Genomic DNA, 19,089 nt, shown 5'->3' on the forward strand with positions numbered 1-19,089 from the left:
CAACCCGTTCGTCACGCCGGTGGTCACCCGCGAGGTGCTGCGCATCCAGCACGAGCACGGCATCGCCGCCACCGAGAAGGCGATGGACGAGCTGATCACCGAGGTCAGCGTGTCCCGGCGGCTGCGCGCGGTGTCGCTCGACCTGTCCGCCAGCCTGGCCAAGGACCTGGACGCGCTGCCCGAGGTGGCGCCCCGGTTCCGCCGGGTCAACGCGGAGGAGCCGTACCGGCTCAAGGCGCGGTGCGTGAAGGCGAAGCTCGCCAACACCCGGGAGCGGCTGCGCGCCGACACCCCGCACGTGCCGGGGCGCGACTACCGGGGCTCGGCCGAGCTGATCGCCGACCTGGAGCTGCTGCGCGCGTCGCTGGCCCGCAACTCCGGCCAGCTCACCGCCGTCGGGCGGCTCGCCTCGACCATCCGTACGGTGTCCGCGTTCGGGCTGCACCTGGCCACCATGGACATCCGGGAGCACGCGGAGAAGCACCACGAGGTGCTGGCCCAGCTCTACGAGGCCGTCGGCGAGGTGTCCGACTACCCGGCGCTGACCCGGCTGGAGCGCACCAAGCTGCTCGCCGACGAGCTGACCGGCCGCCGGCCGCTCTCCACCCAGGACAGCCCGCTCACCGAGTCGGCCCGAAAGACGTTCGACGTGTTCGCGGCCATCCGCGAGGCGCAGGACCGGTTCGGCCCCGAGGTGATCGAGTCGTACATCATCTCGATGACGCTCGGCGTGGACGACGTGCTCGCCGCCGTGGTGCTGGCCCGCGAGGCCGGTCTGGTGGACGTGCACTCCGGGCGGGCCCGCATCGGCATCGTGCCGCTGCTGGAGACCCCGGCCGAGCTGAACGCCGGCGGCGAGCTGCTGGACGAGCTGCTGTCGCTGCCCGCGTACCGGGCGCTGGTGGCGGCGCGGGGCGACGTGCAGGAGGTGATGCTCGGCTACTCGGACTCCAACAAGGAGGCGGGCATCACCACCAGCCAGTGGTCCATCCACCGGGCGCAGCGCGCGCTGCGGGACGTGGCCGCGCGGCACGGCGTACACCTGCGGTTGTTCCACGGCCGGGGCGGCACCGTCGGCCGTGGCGGCGGTCCCACGCACGACGCGATCCTGGCCCAGCCGTACGGCACGCTGGACGGCGCGATCAAGGTGACCGAGCAGGGCGAGGTCATCTCCGACAAGTACACGCTGCCGGCGCTGGCCCGGGAGAACCTGGAGCTGACTGTCGCGGCGGTGCTTCAGGCGACGCTGCTGCACACCGCGCCCCGGCAGCCGGCCGAGATGCTGGAGCGCTGGGACGCGGCCATGGACGTGGTGTCCGAGTCGGCGTTCCGGTCGTACCGGTCGCTGGTCGAGGACCCGGACCTGCCCGCGTACTTCTGGGCCTCCACGCCGACCGAGCTGCTCGGCGCGCTGAACATCGGCTCCCGGCCGGCGAAGCGCCCGAACACCGGCGCCGGCCTGTCCGGCCTGCGGGCCATCCCGTGGGTGTTCGGCTGGACGCAGACCCGGCAGATCGTGCCGGGCTGGTTCGGCGTGGGCTCCGGGCTGGCCGCCGCGCGGGCGGCCGGGCTGGCCGACGTGCTCGCCGAGATGAACCGGAACTGGCACTTCTTCCGCACGTTCCTGTCGAACGTCGAGATGATGCTGACCAAGACCGACCTGACCATCGCCCGGCGGTACGTGGAGACGCTGGTGCCGAAGAAGCTGCACCCGATCTTCGACAAGATCGAGCAGGAGTACGAGCTGACCAAGCAGGAGGTGCTGGCCGTCACCGGCTCACCGGCGCTGCTGGAGAACTCCCCCGTGCTGCAGCGCACGCTCGCCGTGCGGGACACCTACCTGGAGCCGCTGCACCACCTCCAGGTGGCGTTGCTGCGGCAGTACCGCGAATCCGGTGCGGCCGGGCGGGCGGTGGCGACCGCGCCGGGTGGGCGGCGTGCCCCGAACGACGGTACGGCGCTGGAGCGGGCGCTGCTGACCACCGTCAACGGCATCGCCGCCGGCATGCGCAACACCGGCTGAGGTGTAAGGAAGGGCCCCCTCTTAACGCCTCGTGCATAAGAGGGGGCCCTTCTTAACGCCTGCGCGCGGCGCGTCGCGAGCAGCGCCCGACGCGCGGCGCACCGCGCCCGGCGCGGCGGTGCCGGCTAGAAGTCGCCGCCGCCGAAGTCACCGCCGAAATCTCCGCCGCCGAAGCCACCGAAGTCGCCACCGCCGTAGTCCCCGCCGCCGAAGTCGCCACCGGCGTAGTCACCACCGCCGCCCATGTCTCCGCCCTGGTCACCGAAGTCCTGGCCGTCGCCGAAGCCCTCCTGGTAGCCGGCGTCGTAGCCGTACCCGGGGTCGGCGAACGCGGGCGAGAACAGCGCGTCGGCGATCAGCAGACCGCCGACCACACCGACGCCGGCGCCGAGCGCGGTCTTCCACCACGGCGTGGAGTACCAGCCGGCCGGCACCGGCCGCCCCTGAAACCGGCCACCCGGGTAGTAGTAGGGCGTCGCGTTGCCCGGCTGCGGTCCGGCCCGGAACGTCTGCCCCTGCACGTCGACCTGCCGCTCCTTGGTGAGCGCGCCCGCGCCCTGGGCGGCGGCGAGCGGCGGCAGCTCCGGGCCCGGGTCGATGCCCATCGCGGTACGCGCCGCCCGGATGTACGCCAGCCCTTCCAGCGCGGTCTCCCGGGCCAGCCCGAACTGGCGCGGCGTGCTCGCCTGCTCCAACTGCGAACCGGCCGCGTTGTAGCGCTCACCCGCGTCGGCGAGCGCCTGCCGGACCGCCGGGGCGTCGCCGTGCAGGTTCATCAGCTGGCCGCCGAGCCGCTCGTACCACCGCTGCGCCTCGGCGCGGGCGTCGGCCAGTTCGTTCGAGCGACGCGATCTGCTCCCCCTCCGCCAGAACATGAACGCACCTCCGAGCAGCAGGATCAGGAACAGCCACAACGCGAACTCCATGACTCGAACGTACCCACCGGGCGCACGTCGTACCCGTTTGGCAAGCTCTTGGCCATGAGCTTTGCGACGCTGGCCGTGGTGGTGCTCTGCCTCGCCGCGGGCGGCGCGGTGGGCTGGCTGGCCGCGCGGGCGCGCGCGACGGCCGACATCGCCCGCCTGGAGGCGACGCTCGCCGCGACCAAGGCGGGCGAGGGCCGGCTGGAGCAGTCCATGCGGGCGCTGAGCTACGAGGCCACGGCGCAGTCGCAGGAGGCGGTGGCCCGCGCGGTCGCGCCGCTGCACGACACGCTGCGCCGCTACGAGCAGCGGGTGGCCGAGCTGGAGCGGGACCGGGTCGACGCGTACGCCGAGCTGCGCGAGCAGGTGCGGTCCATGAGCGCGGTCTCCGGCGAGCTGCGCACCGAGACCAAGCAGCTGGTGGCCGCGTTGCGCGCGCCGCAGGTGCGGGGCCGCTGGGGCGAGCACCAGCTCCGCCGGATCGTCGAGGCCGCCGGCATGCTGGAGCACTGCGACTTCAGCGAGCAGGTCACCGCCGCGACCGACCACCAGGGGGTACGCCCCGACCTGGTGGTCCGGCTGCACGGCGGCCGGACGGTGGTGGTGGACGCGAAGGCGCCGTTCGACGCGTACCTGACCGCGATGGAGGCGCGCGACGAGCGGGGGCGTGACACCCACCTGGACGCGCACGCCCGGCACCTGCGCGCGCACGTGGACGGCCTGGCCGCCAAGTCCTACTGGTCGGCGTTCGACCAGACGCCGGAGTTCGTGGTGCTGTTCGTGCCGGCCGACCCGTTCCTCGACGTGGCCCTGCAACGCGACCCGACGCTGCTGGAGCATGCGTTCGCCCGCAACGTGGTGCTGGCCACTCCGGCCACGTTGGTGGCGCTGCTGCGCACGGTGGCCTACTCGTGGCGGCAGGAGGCGCTGGCGCGCAACGCGGCGACCGTCCACTCGCTGGCCCGCGAGCTGTACGGGCGGCTGTCCACGCTGGGCGACCACGTCGGCAAGCTGGGCAGCTCGCTGGGCGGGGCGGTGACGGCGTACAACCGGGCGGTGGGTTCGCTGGAGGCCCGGGTGCTGGTGAGCGCGCGGAAGCTGGCCGAGCTGGGCGTCTCCGACGACGAGCTGGCCGCCCCGGCGCAGGTCGAGCTGGCGCCGAGGCAGCCGCAGGCGCCCGAGTTGCTGGGTCCGCCGTCCACATCGGCCGAGCGGTCGACCGACGTCGACGCCTAACACGTCGCACGTGTTGACGTAGGCCGATTTCCATCACGGACTGATCACAAACCTGGGCCGAGTAGTGACACCTGCCGTCCTGGCACGCAGGATCACCGTCACACGTGCCCTGCCCCTCGGGGGCCCTGTTCTCTGGAGGAAGAGAACGTTGAGTAAACCCCGCACGCGCAGCCGGCGACCGTCCGCCGCGCTCCTGGCCTCGGTCCTCGCGGCCGGCGCCCTGACCGTCGGAGGTGGCGCCGGCACCGCGAGCGCCGCCCCCGCCGCCCCGCAACCCTCGCAGCCGACCGCCGCGAAGGCACTGGGCGCACACGACGCCAAGCTGCTCGACGAGGCCGAGGCGAAGAACGCGCCGACCGTCACGATGATCATCGCGGCCAAGAAGGGATCGGCCAAGAAGGTCGTCGACGGCCTGACCGGCCTGGGCGCGACCGTCAGCCAGCGGTACGACCAGATCGGCTACGTGCTGGCGAAGGTCCCCACCGACAAGGCGCTCAAGGCCGCCACGCTGCCCGGTGTCGCCGCCGTCGACCTCGACGAGACCATCAAGCTCCCCGACCCGGCGCCGGAGGCGGCCCCGAAGGGCGCGAAGACCGCCGCGCAGGCCCAGACGCTGGCCGGGCCGGGCGGTGACACCGGTGCGGTGAACCCGTACATGCCGACGAACGAGACCGGCGCGGAGGCCTTCAAGGCCGCGAACCCGCAGTGGGACGGCCGCGGCGTCACCATCGGCATCATGGACTCCGGTGTGGACCTCGACCAGCCGGCGCTGCAGACGACCACCACCGGCGAGCGCAAGATCGTCGACTGGGTCACCGCCACCGACCCGCTGGAGGACGCCTCCTGGCGACCGATGCTGACCGAGGTCAGCGGCCCGACGTTCACCACCTCGCTGGGCACCTGGACCGCGCCGGCCGGCAACTACCGGTTCAACGTGTTCCGCGAGAACATCACCGCGAACAGCGACGCGCGCGGCGACCTCAACCGCGACGGCGACACCACCGACTTCTGGGGCGTGCTCTACAACCCCGCCAACGGTGACGTCCGCGTCGACGCGAACCAGAACAACGACTTCACCGACGACGAGGTGATGCGGCCGTACAAGGAGAAGTTCCAGGTCGGCCACTTCGGCACGGACAACCCGGCCACCGCGGTACGCGAGCAGATCCCGTTCGTCGTCGAGTACCGGCGCAACGTGGACACCACGCCGGCCGGCGGCCCGGGCCTGGTCGACTACGTCAACATCGGCATCATCGAGAGCACCCACGGCACCCACGTCGCCGGCATCACCGCCGCCAACGACATGCTCGGCAACAGCGCCTTCGACGGCGCCGCCCCGGGTGCCAAGCTGGTCTCCGCCCGCGCCTGCTCGTGGGGTGGCGGCTGCACCGCGGCGGCGCTCACCACCGGCATGGCCGACCTGGTCATCAACCGCAAGGTCGACGTGGTGAACATGTCGATCGGCGGTCTGCCCGCGCTCAACGACGGCTCGAACGCCCGCGCGGTCCTCTACAACGACCTGATCAACACCTACGGCGTGCAGCTGTTCATCTCGGCCGGCAACTCCGGCCCGGGCCTGAACACCGTCGGCGACCCGTCGGTGGCCACCGACGTGGTGAGCGTCGCGGCGAGCGTCAGCAAGGACACCTGGCTGGCCAACTACGGCTCGGTGGTCCGCAAGGACAACGCGCTGTTCAACTTCTCGTCGCGCGGCCCGCGTGAGGACGGCGGCTTCAAGCCGAACATCGCCGCCCCCGGCTCGGCCATCTCCACCGCGCCGACCTGGCAGCCGGGCAACCCGGTGCCGGAGGCGGGCTACCCGCTGCCCCCGGGCTACCAGATGCTCAACGGCACCTCGATGGCCGCCCCGCAGGCCACCGGCGCCGCCGCGCTGCTGCTGTCGGCCGCCAAGGCGACCGGCAAGGGCGTCACCCCGGCCGCGCTGCGCCGGGCCGTCTACACCTCGGCCCAGCCGATCGCCGGCGTCCCGACGTACGCGCAGGGCTACGGCATGTTCAACGTGCCGGGCGCGTGGAGCCTGCTCGCCAAGGGCGTGCCGACCCGCACGTACACCTCCGAGGCGCCGGTCTGCACCGAGCTGTCGCCGAACCTGACCCGCTACGACCGGGCCTCCGGCACGTTCGTGCCGAACCCGAACGTCGGCACCGGCCTCTACAACCGCTGCGCCGCCGACCGTGGTGGCCAGAAGGTCAAGGAGAGCCGCCACTACGAGGTCAAGCTGACCCGGACCAGCGGCCCGAACAAGGGCATCAAGCACGAGGTCGCGTTCCGCGGCAACGACGGCACCTACTCCGCCCCCAAGGTGGTCTGGCTGCCGCTGAACAAGACCGTCACGGTCAAGGTGAAGGCCAAGCCGATGACGGCCGGCGCGCACGGCGCCATCATGACCGTCGACGACCCGGCCACCAACGTGGTCGACTTCGAGGTCGCCACCGTCGTGGTCGCCTCGAACCCGGTGTCCGCTCCGGCGTACTCCTTCTCGGCCGAGGGCTCGGTCGAGCGGAACAACTTCCGGTCGTACTTCGTGACCGTCCCGCCGGGCGCGGGCGCGCTGCAGGTCAACCTGTCCGGCATCGCGACCGGCTCGCAGACCCGCTTCATCGCCATCAACCCGTACGGCGTGCCGGTCGAGAGCACCGCCAGCACCGCCTGCTACACCAACTTCTCCGACGCCGCGGTCTGCAAGCCGCAGGAGCGGGACTACCAGAACCCGATCCCGGGTGTGTGGGAGATCGAGGTGGAAGCGCGCCGCACCTCGCCGGCGCTGGACAACCCGTTCCGGCTGCAGGCCCGCGTGCAGGGCGTGAAGGTGGAGCCGGCCGTGGTGCAGCTCCCGTCGGTCACCGCCGGTACGCCGGCTCCGGTGAGCTGGAAGCTGACCAACGCGTTCGGTCCGGTCCAGGTGACCGGCGTCGGCGGTCCGCTGGCGAGCGTCCGGTCCGAGCGGCCCAGCATCACCCAGGGCGCGAGCCAGGAGTACCTGGTGGAGGTGCCGGCGGGCGCCACCTCGTTCACCGCGCGGATCGGCAACCCGTCCGACCTGAGCGCCGACCTGGACCTGACGGTCTTCCTGGGCACCACCCGGGTGGGCCAGTCGGCCGACGGTGACTCGGAGGAGGCGGTCACGCTGACCAACCCGACCCCGGGCACCTACCGCGTCGTGGTCGACGGTTACTCGATGAGCGACCCGAGCACCGCGTACGACTACCGGGACTCGTTCGCCTCCCCGGAGCTGGGCACGCTCTCCGCGTCGTCCACGCCGCTGTCGCTGGCCAACGGCGCCACCGCCACCCTCACGGGTTCGGTGACCGCCCTGTCCACCCCGGCCGCCGGCCGGGAGCTGTACGGCGACATGGCCGTGACCACCACCGAGGGCGCGGTCGTCGGCCGCGGTTCGGTGGAGGTTCTCGCGGTCAACTGATCCGCTGACACGACGGAGCCCCGCCCCCTCTCGCAGGGGGCGGGGCTCTTTCGTGTCGTCAGGCGGGGCGGGCGGACTCGACCACGAACGGGGTGCCCTGCTGGCAGGTGGTCATCATGCCCGGTTCGGGACGGCCGGTGACCTCGACCCGGGCGCCGGCCTTGAGCACGTCGCGGGGGCCGCCGACGAGCAGGTGGCCGTCGAGCAGCAGGCAGTTCGGCTCGACCCCGGCCTGCACGGTTCCGGTGATGACGGTGCCGCCGACGCCCGGCGGCGTCGACGGGCCGCCCTTCCAGGAGGGGTCCGGCCGGCTCGGGCCGGTGCCGGGATCGGGCTGGCTGGTCACCGGGGCGGCTCCCGTCGTACTCGGGCTGGGGCTGGGATCGGCGGACCCGTCGCCGGGTGCGGCGCAGGCGGTCAGCGCGAGGCCGGCGAGCAGTGCGACGAGCACCGTACGAGGAGTCTTCATGGTCGGTTGGACGCGGCGGACGGCCGTTGCGTTCCCGTCAGCCGCGCGCCGCGGCGGCGGCGGCCTTCATGTCGCGCTTGAGTTCCTGCGGCAGCGAGAACGTCAGCCGCTCGTCGGCGGTGGTGATCTCCTCGACGTCGCCGAAGCCGCGCTCGGCCAGGTGCGCGAGCACCTGCTGGACCAGCTCGTCCGGGACGCTCGCGCCGGAGGTCACACCCACAGTGCTCGCCCCGGCCAGCCAGGCGTCGTCGATCTCGTGCGCGAAGTCGACCAGGTGCCCGGCGCGGGCGCCGGCGTCCAGCGCCACCTCGACCAGCCGGACCGAGTTCGAGGAGTTGCGCGAGCCGACCACGATCACCACGTCGCACTCGGGGGCGATCTCCTTGACCACGTGCTGGCGGTTGGAGGTGGCGTAGCAGATGTCGTCGCTGGGCGGCGACTGGAGCAGCGGCAGGCGCTTCTTGAGCCGGGCCACGGTCTCCAGCGTCTCGTCCACCGACAGCGTGGTCTGGGACAGCCAGACCACCTTCTCCGGGTCGCGGACGGTGACCTTGTCGACGCCGTCGGGGCCGTCGACGAGCTGGATGTGGGCGGGCGCCTCACCGGCGGTGCCGATGACCTCCTCGTGCCCCTCGTGCCCGATGAGCAGGATGTCGTAGTCCTGCGCGGCGAACCGCCGGGCCTCGTGGTGCACCTTCGTGACCAGCGGGCAGGTGGCGTCGATCGCCCGCAGCGAGCGCTCCTTGGCCTGCTCGTACACCTCGGGGGCGACGCCGTGGGCGGAGAAGATGACGGTGGCGCCCTCCGGCACCTCCTCGTTCTCCTCCACGAAGATCGCGCCCTGGGCCTCCAGCGTGCGCACCACGTGCTTGTTGTGCACGATCTGCTTACGCACGTAGATCGGCGCGCCGTAGAGCTTCAGCGCCTCCTCGACGGTCTGCACCGCCCGGTCCACGCCCGCGCAGTAGCCGCGGGGGTTGGCCAGGAGCACGCGCTTGCCGGTCCGGGGAGTCGTCTCAGCGTCAGTCACCCGCCCATCGTACGTGGCGCTCTCCCGCGCGGCAGCGGCCGCGAGGCGCGCGCGGGCGCTGTCGGTCCCGGGCCGTAGGGTGGGCTGGTGAGCGCGGGAGAGGACGGGCAGAGCAGGCCGGACGGGCGGAGCAGGCCGGACGGGCAGAGCAAGCCGGACGGGCGGAGCACGGCCGAGGAGCCGTGGCCGGTCCGGGTGGTCAGCCAGAAGGTCGGCGCCTGGATCGCCCGCCTCGGCTGGGTGTGGGTCGACGGCCAGGTGGCGCAGATCAGCCGCCGTCCCGGCGCGAGCACCGTCTTCCTCACGCTGCGCGACCCGTCGGCCGATCTGAGCCTCACCGTCACCACGAACCGCGACGTGCTGGACGCCGGCGCGCCGGAGCTGCGCGAGGGCGCCCGGGTGGTGCTGCACGCCAAGCCCGAGTTCTACGCCGCGCGGGGCACGCTCAGCCTGCGCGCCGACGAGATCCGCCAGGTCGGCCTCGGTGAACTGCTGGCCCGGCTGGAGAAGCTCAAGAAGCTGCTCGCCGCCGAAGGCCTGTTCGACCGGTCCCGCAAGCGGCGGCTGCCGTTCCTGCCGGGCCGGGTCGGCCTGATCACCGGCCGCGCCTCGGCGGCCGAGCGGGACGTGCTGACGAACGCCCGCCGCCGCTGGCCCGCCGTCGACTTCCGCACGATCAACGTGGCGGTGCAGGGGCCGGGCGCGGTGCCGGACATCGTCGGCGCGCTCAAGGTGCTCGACGCCGATCCGGCGGTCGACGTGATCGTCATCGCCCGGGGCGGTGGCGGCATCGAGGATCTGCTGCCCTTCTCCGACGAGACGCTGTGCCGGGCGGTCTTCGCCTGCCGCACGCCGGTGGTCAGCGCGATCGGCCACGAGACCGACGCGCCGCTGCTGGACTACGTGGCCGACGTGCGCGCCTCCACCCCGACCGACGCGGCCAAGCGCATCGTGCCGGACCTGACCGAGGAGGTCCGGCTGATCGACCAGGCCCGGTCCCGGCTGGAACGGGCCGTTCGTCACCTGGTCGACCGGGAGCAGCACCGGATCGACCTGCTGCGCTCCCGTCCGGTGCTGGCCCGGCCGCAGGTGATGGTCGAGCAGCGGGCGGTGGACGTGTCGGCGCTGCGTGACCGCGCCGGCCGGTCCCTGGAGCACCGGCTGCGGGGGGCCACCGACGACCTGCGGCACACGCTGGCCCGGCTGCGCGCGCTGTCCCCGGCCGCGACGCTGGAGCGCGGCTACGCGATCGTGCAGCGCGCCGACGGCCACGTCGTCCGCGCGGCGTCCGAGGTCGCCAAGGGCGATCCACTGCGGGTACGCCTCGCCGAGGGCGAGCTGACCGCCACCGTCGACGGCTGAGGAAAGAGAGACGATGACCGGGACGAAGGACGAGCAGCTCAGCTACGAGCAGGCCCGCGCCGAGCTGGCCTCGGTGGTGGAGAAGCTGGAGGCCGGCGGCACCTCGCTGGAGGAGTCGCTGGCCCTCTGGGAGCGCGGCGAGCAGCTCGCCGGGGTGTGCCAGCGCTGGCTGGACGGCGCGCGCGCCCGTATCGACGCCGCGCGGCAGCGCGCCGAGAACTGACGGTGGGGTCCGGCGTGATCGCCGAACCCCACCGCGGACGTCAGTTGAACAGGTTGTACAGCTGGGCAGGAGCCTCGACGACCTGGTCGGCCGGGGGCTTCTGGGCCGCCGCCGCGTTGCCGTAGTCGGTGTAGGTGATCTTCAGGTCCTGTGCGGCGTTCTGCCCGGCCGCCGGGATCTTGAGCACCATCTCGCTGAGCCGGCCCTGCGTGTCGACCTTGGCGGTGAACGGCACGGACTGGGCCTGCGCGCCGAGCGCGGTGATCACGGCCGGGTCGAGCGAGCCCGCCTCGGCGGCCTTGGACACGTCGACGGTGCCCTCGTACGTGCCCTCGCCGGTCTGCCGTACCTCGGTGATGCCCTGGGTGAGCACGGCGCTGCCGGCCGGGTCGAGCTTCTCGAAGTCGAAGCCCAGCGCCCGGTTGCCCTTGATCCGGTTTTGGTCGAGGTGGTGGTACTTGCCGGTGTTGAGGTTCTTCACGCCGGGGATCTGGGTCGCCGCCGTGCCGCCCAGCTCCAGCTTGACCCAGCTGTCCGGCTTGGCGTGGATCAGGTCCAGCTTCATCATCAGGTCCGACGACGGGTCGCCGATGGTCATCCGCATGTCGGCGCTCTGGCTCGGCTCGTGCACCTGCCCTTCGGCGGTGGAGCCCGCGCCGGTCATGGTGAACTTGAAGTTCCCTTCACGGATCGCGTTCGTGGAGTCGAGCAGGGCCTGCTTGGCCGCGCTGCTGGACGCCGTGGCGCTCGGTGCGACGCTGCCGGAGGCGCTCGGGGTCGAGGAGGCGCCGGAGGTCGTCGCGTCGCCGTTGCAGGCCGCCAGGCCGGGAATGAGCAGCGCCGCGGCGAACGCGGTGGCGCTGAAGCGTCGTATCTTCACGTCAACCTCTCCAGGTGGGTCGTCCGGGCTCGATGTCCCTTCTGTTCCCGGAAGCGGGGATCCGCAATCCCGCCTCACCCGGAGGAAGGACGTCAGCGCAGTGACGTGGCGAGCCTGCGCAGCTCCGTCTCCCCGGCGTCGCCGACCACGATCACGGTGCGGTTCGGCTCCAGCAGGACGAGCGCCTGCTCGTTGCCGCGGGCGGTGTAGCGCTGCCAGCTCAGCCCGTCGGGCAGGTCGGCCGCCCCCTGCGGCCGGCCCTCACTCAGCTCGGCCGGGAGGAGCTTCTCCGCCGGGACGTTGCTCTCCACGAGCTGCGCGCCGCGGCCCTCCGGGGTCACGTACCCGATCCGCAGCGTCGAGCCGTCGGCCTCGGTCCGGAAGCGGGCGTTCACCGTACGCCAGTCGTCGCCCAGACCGGTCGGCGCGCTGACCGGGAAGACGTTCGCGGAGCGGGCCTGTTCCAGCGCGGGCGCCGGGTCGACGGTGACCGGCGAGTCGCCGCCGAGGAAGCCGCGGTAGAAGGCGAGCAGCAGCGCGATCGGGACCAGCAGGATCAGCAGGGACAGCGCCATGTCCTTCGGCGACCGCTCGGAGCGGGCCTTCTCCTTGCCGGCGGGCGGCGCGGGCGTGTCGCCCGCGGCGGCCGGTTCGCCCTGCTCCGCGACGAGCGCGGGCTGGCCCTCGGGCGGGGTCGGGCCGCCACCCGGTCGGACCGGTGGCTGGCCGTCCGGCGGGGTGGCGTCGGTCGGTGCGCGGTCGGCAGGCTGTGCGGCTTCCACCCGGCCATTGTCGCAGCCCGCCGGGAGGCGTGATCCTGGCCTCCTCCGCCCCGCCGGGACCGCGAACCTGAGATCGTGTGAGGATCAGCGACAAAACCGGCGGCGACGACCGCCGGTCCCACCCCGCAACGTCGCGAGGAGGCCGCCATGACAACCACCAGGACGCGGACGCCCCAGGATCTCGACCGCAACCTCGCCCTCGATCTGGTACGGGTGACCGAGGCCGCGGCGATGGCCGCCGGCCGCTGGGTCGGCCGGGGCGACAAGGAGGGCGGCGACGGCGCAGCGGTCGACGCCATGCGCAAGCTGATCAACTCCATCCCGATGCGCGGCGTCGTGGTGATCGGCGAGGGCGAGAAGGACAACGCGCCGATGCTGTTCAACGGCGAGGAGGTCGGCGACGGGACCGGCCCCGAGGTGGACGTGGCGGTCGACCCGATCGACGGCACCACGCTGATGAGCAAGGGCATGCCGAACGCGCTCGCCGTGCTCGCGGTGGCCGAGCGCGGCGCGATGTTCGACCCGAGCGCCGTCTTCTACATGGAGAAGCTCGCCGTCGGCCCGATGTACGCCGACGTGGTCGACATCAACGCCGGGGTGGCCGAGAACATCCACCGGATCGCGAAGGTCAAGGGCACCGACGCCGCCGAGGTGACCGTGTGCGTGCTGGACCGGTCGCGCCACGACGACCTGGTCAAGCAGATCCGGCGTACCGGGGCCGGGATCCGGTTCATCTCCGACGGCGACATCGCCGGGGCCATCGCGGCGGCCCGCGGCGAGTCGGACGTGGACGTGCTGATGGGCATCGGCGGCACCCCGGAGGGCATCACCGCCGCGTGCGCGCTGAAGTGCATGGGCGGCATGATGCAGGCCAAGCTCTGGCCGAAGGACGCCGAGGAACGCCGCAAGGCGCTGGACGCCGGGCACGACCTGGACCGGGTGCTGTTCACCGACGACCTGGTCACCGGCGACAACTGCTTCTTCGTGGCCACCGGCGTCACCTCCGGCGACCTGCTGCGCGGCGTGCGTTACCGCTCCGGTGGCGCGTACACCCAGTCGATCGTGATGCGCTCCAAGAGCGGCACGATCCGGGTGATCGACTCGTACCACCGCCTGGAGAAGCTCGCCCTCTACTCGGCCGTCGACTTCGACGGCCGCCCGCTGGCCGAGCAGGAGTGAGCCCGGCGGCGTCCCGCCCCCGCCCCTAACGGGCGGCGGGGGCCGGGGCGCGCAGGCCGGAGACCATCTCGTCGACGACGCGGTCCAGCGGCGTCGCCTCGATCCCGAACGTGGTGGTGGCGGCGCTGGAGTCCATCACGAACGGCGCGGCGAACTGGTGCGCGGTCTCCCGCATCTCGCGGGCGAACGGGTCGGCCAGGCCGCCCAGCCAGAGCACCGGGTAGGGCATCCGGGCCAGCCGTGGCGCCGCGACGCCCGCCCGCTGCGCCGCCCGCTCGGCCAGACGCCGCATGGGCACCGGCGGCGGGCTCGGCACGTGCCAGGCCCGTCCCCAGGCGCGCGGGTCGGTCGCGGCGGTGACGAGGGTACGGGCGACGTCCGGCACGTACGTCCAGGTGTGCGGGGCGTCCCAGTCGACAGGCAGGAACACCCGCTGCCCGGCGAGCACCTTGGGCAGCACCATCATGGGCAGGGAGTTGCCGCCGAGCCCGATGTAGTCGGAGCCGCGTACCTCGGTGACCCGGGCCCGCCCGGCGCGGTGGGCGTCCAGCGCGTCGGCCCACATCCGGTTGCGGACGCGGCCCTTGACGCCGGTGGCGGCGAGCGGGGTCGCCTCGGTCATCGGCGCGTCGACCGGGCCGTACCCGTAGAGGTTGCCGACCGTGGCGAGCACGGCGTCGCTGCGCTCCGCGGCGGTGAGCAGCGCGGCGGCCAGCGGCGGCCAGTCCGTCGCCCACCTGTGGTAGGCCGGGTTGGCGCAGTTGTAGAGCGCGGCCGCGCCCTTGGTCAGCTCGGTGAGCCGGTCCGCGTCGGCGGCGTCGGCGGCCACCAGTTCGACCGCCGGGTGTTCCGGGCCGGCGCCGCGCCGGGTGACCACCCGTACCTGCTCGCCGCGCTCGGCGAGCAGGTCGGCGGTGGCGGTGCCGACGGGGCCGGCGCCGACGATCACATGCAGGGCCATGACAGGTCCACCTTTTCTGAAGCAGTTGTCCGAATCGAGAGCACCGCTCTCGAAACAGAGCATGACTCAGTGCAGGTCGACTGTCAAGAGCAGTGCTCTCTCTTTTGATTGCTGCTCTCATCCGTGGCAGAGTGAGGGCATGGTCGCTCCCTCACTGCGCGCCCGGGTCCGCGCCGGGATGATCGAAGAGATCAAGACGGTGGCCCGCCGCCACCTGGACACCGACGGCGCGAACCTCTCGCTGCGCGCGGTCGCCCGGGACCTCGGCATGGTCTCCTCGGCGATCTACCGCTACTTCCCCAGCCGCGACGACCTGCTCACCGCGCTGATCCTGGAGGCGTACGACGCGCTCGGCGACGCGGTGGAGGCGGCCGACGCCGCCGCCGACCAGGCCGACCTGCGCGGACGCTGGCTCGCCGCCTGCCGGGCCGCCCGCGCCTGGGCGCTGGCCCACCCCGCCGAGTACGCGCTGCTCTATGGCAGCCCGGTGCCCGGGTACGCGGCCCCCGACGAAACCATCGTGCCGGCCCAGCGTCCACCGCTGACGCTGATCGGCATCCTGCGCGACGGGCTGGCCACCGGCCGGCTCGCCCCGCCCGACCAGGAACTGCCCGAGCCGCTGCGCGGCGACGTGACCGAACTGGTCGAGCAGATCGGCATGGACGTACCGCCCGCGCTGCTGGCCCGCGGCATGGCCGGCTGGACCCAACTGTTCGGGCTGATCAGCTTCGAGCTGTTCGGCCGGATCAACCGGGCGCTGCCGCACCGCGACGAGTACTTCGACCACCAGATCGGCCTGATGGCAGACCTCATCGGCCTGCCCTGACGCCGGGTCAGCCGGGCCGCGAGCGGTCCACCGGGACCGCCGGCGGGTACGGCGGCTCGTACGGCGGTCGCCACGGCCCGATCAGCCGGGCCGCCCGCCAGCCGAGCAGCAGCCCTGGCACCGTGCCGAGCACGGCGAGCACGACGGCTGTCCCGGCGTACACCGGTCGGCCGTGCAGCCATCCCACCATCGCCGCCCCGGCCAGCGCCGCGGTGAGGCCCGCGGCGGCCAGCACCTCGGCGACCCACCGGCCGGGCGCCGCCCGCAGATCGCGCGAGACGAGGGTGAGCACCGCGGCGCCCAGCAACAGCGGCACGACGACCAGCGGAGCCAGTCTGACCAGCGTGGTGTTCTCGCTCGTCCAGACCGCGAACAGCAGCATCCCGATCAGGACCTGGAGCGCGCCCTGGAGGACAGGCAGCGACGAGCCGTGACCGGACGCCCGTCCGGCCCGTGTCCGGGCGACCAGAAGCACCAGCACGACCAACGCCGGCACCAGCAGCAGCGCACGGACCGTGTCGTCGTACCGGTCCCCCGGCGAGATCATGCCCAGCGGCGGCGGCTCCCCTTCCCACCGGCCACCCGGGAAACCGATCCGCTGCCACCTGCCGGCGACGTCACGCAACGCGAAACCGTCCCGGGCGTTCGCCACCAGCACCACGTGTCCGCCACCGGGGACGTCGAGTACGGCGAGGTCCTGACCGGTGATCCGTTTCCCGTCCGGCCCGGCCTCCTCGTAGCGGGCCTTCAACAACTCCCGCTGCTTCTCGGGGATCTCCCAGGACAGTCGCCAGGTCCGTCCGGCGTCGTCGCTCTCCTCCACGCGGATCCGGCCCGACGCCACCCGGTAGCAACGCTGGGGCGTGGCGGCAACGCACACCGGGTGGTCCGGTCCGATCCTGGTCGGCACGCGCTTCCACAGGGCCTCCTGCTCGGCGTCCACCGGGTCGCGCCACGTGACGCCGGCGTCGTCGCTGATCCGCCACCAGGTGGGGATGCCCTCCTCCGCCGACATCGGGCCGGTGGCGGCGCCGGCGGCCAGCCGACCGTCGACCACCTTGGTGGCGACCGCGTCGGGGCGCTCGATCGGGCTCGTGGCCGCACGCGACGAGCGCCGCGGCAGCGATAAGCTGTTCGTAGCGCCATATATGGCACTAATCTAACTTGGTGAAAGCACCTGACACCCCGGATCCTGAGAGCGTCGCGGGACAATAGAGTGATCCAATCTTTACGGTTACGAGGCCTTGCGACCGGGGCTCAGGCCAAAACGCTCGCACTCTTGACAGACCCCATGCTGCATACGCTTCAGGTGATTAGTCTCGTAAAAGGACGCTTATAACGTTGGTGAGTATCTACAATGAAACTTCGTCACATTGGCTCATACGAGGACAACACATGTGTTTTGGGCTCGTAGAGTGCTTCAAGCCCAAATTTTCGCGCGACGTCAGACCTTCACTCGTCGGAGCCAGACAAGGTATCAATTTATATATGCCCCTGTTCTCCTTATTTATTTTTAGTTTGGAATGTCCTGAAATTAGTTTGGGCCGACGTTATTTCTAGGTGGTGCTAAGTTAGAGAATGTGGTGCACGTTCCCATGTATCTGCCGTGTGAGCTCTAGAGCTTGATGGGGCTCTCTGACCTCTAACTCTTTAGTGGGAACGGAACCTTGAACCACGCATATGACCGTATTCCCCCTTAGCATGGTTAATTAGCATTGGTCCATTCAGACACCTTTGGTGCGGTAGGTCAGGGGCCTGTATTCATCACTTACGGAGCTCGTTACCGGAACATCGTATTCGTCTCAATCTATGTTAACGACCAGGCCCGGAAAGGCCGCCTTGAACACATGGTCGTTGAGCACCAGCACGATCAACGAGAGCACGGTTCCCGGATGACCCAGCCAGGCGAGCGAAATCCGGGCACCGTCGGGTGCTGTCGACTCGGAGGGGCGCATCCGTCCATCGTGGGCGCGGACAGTCGCGCTCCGGCCACGGAACGGTGAGGATGCGGCGTCAGGTGCCGTCGGAGGAGTGACCGGGGAACAGGTGCGCGGTCGGGTCGATGACGACAGCCGCGTTGTTCACAGCCGTGGCCGCCTCGCCGAAGCCGGTGGCGATCAGGCGGACCTTGCCCGGATATTCGGTGATGTCGCCGGCGGCGAACACCCGGGGCAGGTTGGTGGCCATCGCGCTGTCCACCACGATGTGCCGCCGGTCGATGTTCAGCCCCCACTCGGCGAGCGGGCCGAGGTCGGCGGTGAAGCCGAGCGCGGCCACCACCGTGTCGACCGGCAGCGTCTCCGCCTCGCCGCCGCGTACGGTCAGCTCGGCGCCGGTGACCGTCTCCTCGCCGTACAGGCGGCTCACCTCGGCGTTGACGACGATCCGCACCGGCAGCGCGCGGACCCGCTCGATGGTGGCGGCGTGCGCCCGGAAGCGGTCCCGCCGGTGCACGAGCGTCACCGACCGGGCCAGCGGCGCGAGCGTGGCGGCCCAGTCGAACGCCGAGTCGCCGCCACCGACGATGAGCACGTGCCGGTCGGTCAGCTCGGCCGGCTGCGGCACGAAGTAGACGATGCCGCCGCCGGTGAAGCTCTCCGCGACCGGCAACGGCCGGGGCGTGAAGCTGCCGAGCCCGCCGGTGACCAGCACCGCGCCGCAGCTCAGCTGCTCGCCGCCGGCCAGGCCGAGCACCGGCCGGCCGTCGAGGTAGGACAGCTTTTCCGCGCGTACGCCGAGCTGGTAGTCGGGGTGGAACGGCGCGGCCTGGGCGACCAGGTTCGCGACCAGCTCGCGGCCCTTGATCGCGGGGAAGCCGGCGACGTCGAGGATCAGCTTCTCCGGGTACATGGCGGTGATCTGACCGCCCGGCTCGGGCAGCGCGTCGATGACCGACACGGAGAGCCCGCGGAATCCGGCGTAGTAGGCGGCGAAGAGCCCTGCGGGACCGGCCCCGATCACGGCGACATCGACCTCGCGCATGGCTCACCGTCACTTTCCGCTTCGGGATCAACCCTCGCTGATGCCGAAACGGTAGGCGGGCGGGTGGCCGCGGGCAAGCATGTCCCGGGGTCTGATCAACGCGCCGTCAGGGCAGCGTCATCCTCGGTGAGCCGAGGTGGTCGGTGTCGCCGGTGTCCCTGCGGCGGCGGAACAGGATCGCCGCCACGACGCCGCCGAGCAGCCCGAACAGATGGCCCTGCCAGGAGACGCGCTCGTCGGTGGGGAGGATGCCGAGCAGCTGCCAGCCGTAGAGCAACCCGACGAGCAGGCCGACGGCGAAGTTCCACCAGCTCCGCTCGACGACGCCCCGGGTGAGCAGGATGCCGAGGTAGCCGAAGATGACGCCGCTGGCGCCGACCACCACCGAGTTGGGTGAGCCGGTGAACCAGACGCCCAGGCCGCTGACCAGGATGATGACGGCGGTGGACCAGAGGAACCGGCGGGTGCCCGCGGCGAGCACGAACGTGCCCAGCAGGATCAGCGGGATGCTGTTGCTGTAGAGGTGGTTCCAGCCGGCGTGCAGGAACGGCGAGAAGAAGACACCGTCCAGGCCCTGGATCCGCTGCGGGATGATGCCGGCGGTGTAGTCGAGGCCGAGTCGCAGGCCGACGTCGAGCGCCTCGATGAGGAACAGCACCGGCACGACCGCGCACATGGCGACGAAGGCCCGGCCGAGCGCCGCGTAGAACGCATCGGTGCCGAACCGGTGAGGGTCGCCGCCGCGTGGGCTGTCAGGCCAGGTCACCTACC

Annotated in this window: 17 protein-coding genes; 7 read left to right on the top strand and 10 right to left on the bottom strand. The window is 71.8% G+C overall.

Annotated elements, in window-relative coordinates:
• A partial coding sequence (locus MCBG_RS15715; RefSeq protein ID WP_043326595.1) for a phosphoenolpyruvate carboxylase occupies positions 1–2,023 on the top strand: 2,023 nt, incomplete at its 5' end.
• Positions 2,024–2,148: 125 nt separating this feature from the next.
• Here MCBG_RS15715 and MCBG_RS15720 read toward each other — a convergent pair.
• Positions 2,149–2,949 (bottom strand): hypothetical protein, encoded by an 801-nt coding sequence (locus tag MCBG_RS15720; RefSeq protein WP_043326597.1) that lies wholly within the window; start codon positions 2,947–2,949, stop codon positions 2,149–2,151.
• 54 nt (positions 2,950–3,003) lie between these two features.
• Between MCBG_RS15720 and MCBG_RS15725 the strand changes: the two genes are divergently transcribed.
• The gene (locus MCBG_RS15725; protein WP_043326599.1) at positions 3,004–4,182 is read left to right on the top strand and encodes a DNA recombination protein RmuC; all 1,179 of its coding nucleotides are present in this window, start codon (positions 3,004–3,006) and stop codon (positions 4,180–4,182) included.
• 148 nt (positions 4,183–4,330) lie between these two features.
• On the top strand, positions 4,331–7,624 hold the full coding sequence (locus tag MCBG_RS15730) for a S8 family serine peptidase (protein WP_043326601.1): 3,294 nt from the start codon (positions 4,331–4,333) through the stop codon (positions 7,622–7,624).
• Between the two features lie 58 nt (positions 7,625–7,682).
• Here MCBG_RS15730 and MCBG_RS15735 read toward each other — a convergent pair whose 3' ends face one another.
• Positions 7,683–8,093, bottom strand: a complete 411-nt coding sequence (locus MCBG_RS15735; RefSeq protein WP_043326603.1) for a hypothetical protein — start codon at positions 8,091–8,093, stop codon at positions 7,683–7,685.
• A gap of 37 nt (positions 8,094–8,130) precedes the next feature.
• Positions 8,131–9,123 carry a 4-hydroxy-3-methylbut-2-enyl diphosphate reductase gene (locus MCBG_RS15740; protein WP_043326605.1) on the bottom strand — a complete coding sequence of 331 codons (993 nt, stop codon included), beginning with the start codon at positions 9,121–9,123 and terminating at the stop codon, positions 8,131–8,133.
• Positions 9,124–9,318: 195 nt separating this feature from the next.
• On the opposite strand from MCBG_RS15740, the gene xseA reads away from it, so the two are divergent.
• Both xseA and MCBG_RS15750 read left to right on the top strand, forming a co-directional pair.
• Complete coding sequence (gene xseA / locus MCBG_RS15745) at positions 9,319–10,485, top strand: exodeoxyribonuclease VII large subunit (protein WP_043326607.1); 1,167 nt, start codon at positions 9,319–9,321, stop codon at positions 10,483–10,485.
• 13 nt (positions 10,486–10,498) lie between these two features.
• Entirely contained in the window at positions 10,499–10,708 is a 210-nt protein-coding gene (locus MCBG_RS15750) for an exodeoxyribonuclease VII small subunit (protein ID WP_043326608.1), read from the top strand.
• A 40-nt stretch (positions 10,709–10,748) separates the two neighbouring features.
• Here MCBG_RS15750 and MCBG_RS15755 read toward each other — a convergent pair whose 3' ends face one another.
• Positions 10,749–11,588 carry a hypothetical protein gene (locus MCBG_RS15755; protein ID WP_043326610.1) on the bottom strand — a complete coding sequence of 280 codons (840 nt, stop codon included), beginning with the start codon at positions 11,586–11,588 and terminating at the stop codon, positions 10,749–10,751.
• 92 nt (positions 11,589–11,680) lie between these two features.
• Positions 11,681–12,370, bottom strand: coding sequence for a DUF4245 domain-containing protein (locus tag MCBG_RS15760; protein WP_043326612.1), 690 nt, complete (start codon positions 12,368–12,370; stop codon positions 11,681–11,683).
• A gap of 147 nt (positions 12,371–12,517) precedes the next feature.
• Here MCBG_RS15760 and glpX point away from each other — a divergent pair, with 147 nt between their 5' ends.
• Complete coding sequence (gene glpX / locus MCBG_RS15765; RefSeq protein ID WP_043326614.1) at positions 12,518–13,549, top strand: class II fructose-bisphosphatase; 1,032 nt, start codon at positions 12,518–12,520, stop codon at positions 13,547–13,549.
• A gap of 25 nt (positions 13,550–13,574) precedes the next feature.
• Here the strand turns inward: glpX and MCBG_RS15770 are convergent, their stop codons facing one another.
• Complete coding sequence (locus MCBG_RS15770) at positions 13,575–14,510, bottom strand: NAD-dependent epimerase/dehydratase family protein (RefSeq protein WP_043326616.1); 936 nt, start codon at positions 14,508–14,510, stop codon at positions 13,575–13,577.
• Positions 14,511–14,649: 139 nt separating this feature from the next.
• On the opposite strand from MCBG_RS15770, the gene MCBG_RS15775 reads away from it, so the two are divergent.
• On the top strand, positions 14,650–15,336 hold the full coding sequence (locus tag MCBG_RS15775; protein WP_043326618.1) for a TetR/AcrR family transcriptional regulator: 687 nt from the start codon (positions 14,650–14,652) through the stop codon (positions 15,334–15,336).
• Positions 15,337–15,343: 7 nt separating this feature from the next.
• On the opposite strand, the gene MCBG_RS15780 is transcribed toward MCBG_RS15775, so the two are convergent.
• The 4 genes from MCBG_RS15780 to MCBG_RS15790 all read right to left on the bottom strand — a co-directional run bounded on the left by MCBG_RS15780 (position 15,344) and on the right by MCBG_RS15790 (position 19,084).
• Positions 15,344–16,393, bottom strand: coding sequence for a hypothetical protein (locus MCBG_RS15780; protein WP_043326620.1), 1,050 nt, complete (start codon positions 16,391–16,393; stop codon positions 15,344–15,346).
• Between the two features lie 745 nt (positions 16,394–17,138).
• Positions 17,139–17,291: a hypothetical protein gene (locus MCBG_RS32525; protein ID WP_157560788.1), complete on the bottom strand. Its 153-nt coding sequence runs from the start codon at positions 17,289–17,291 to the stop codon at positions 17,139–17,141.
• A 58-nt stretch (positions 17,292–17,349) separates the two neighbouring features.
• Positions 17,350–18,318 (bottom strand): NAD(P)/FAD-dependent oxidoreductase, encoded by a 969-nt coding sequence (locus tag MCBG_RS15785; protein ID WP_043326622.1) that lies wholly within the window; start codon positions 18,316–18,318, stop codon positions 17,350–17,352.
• Between the two features lie 106 nt (positions 18,319–18,424).
• The gene (locus MCBG_RS15790; RefSeq protein WP_043326624.1) at positions 18,425–19,084 is read right to left on the bottom strand and encodes a rhomboid family intramembrane serine protease; all 660 of its coding nucleotides are present in this window, start codon (positions 19,082–19,084) and stop codon (positions 18,425–18,427) included.
• Positions 19,085–19,089: the final 5 nt, after the last annotated feature.

The sequence above is a fragment of the Micromonospora sp. M42 genome, from assembly GCF_000568915.1.
GTDB classification, from domain to species: Bacteria; Actinomycetota; Actinomycetes; order Mycobacteriales; family Micromonosporaceae; genus Micromonospora; species Micromonospora chalcea.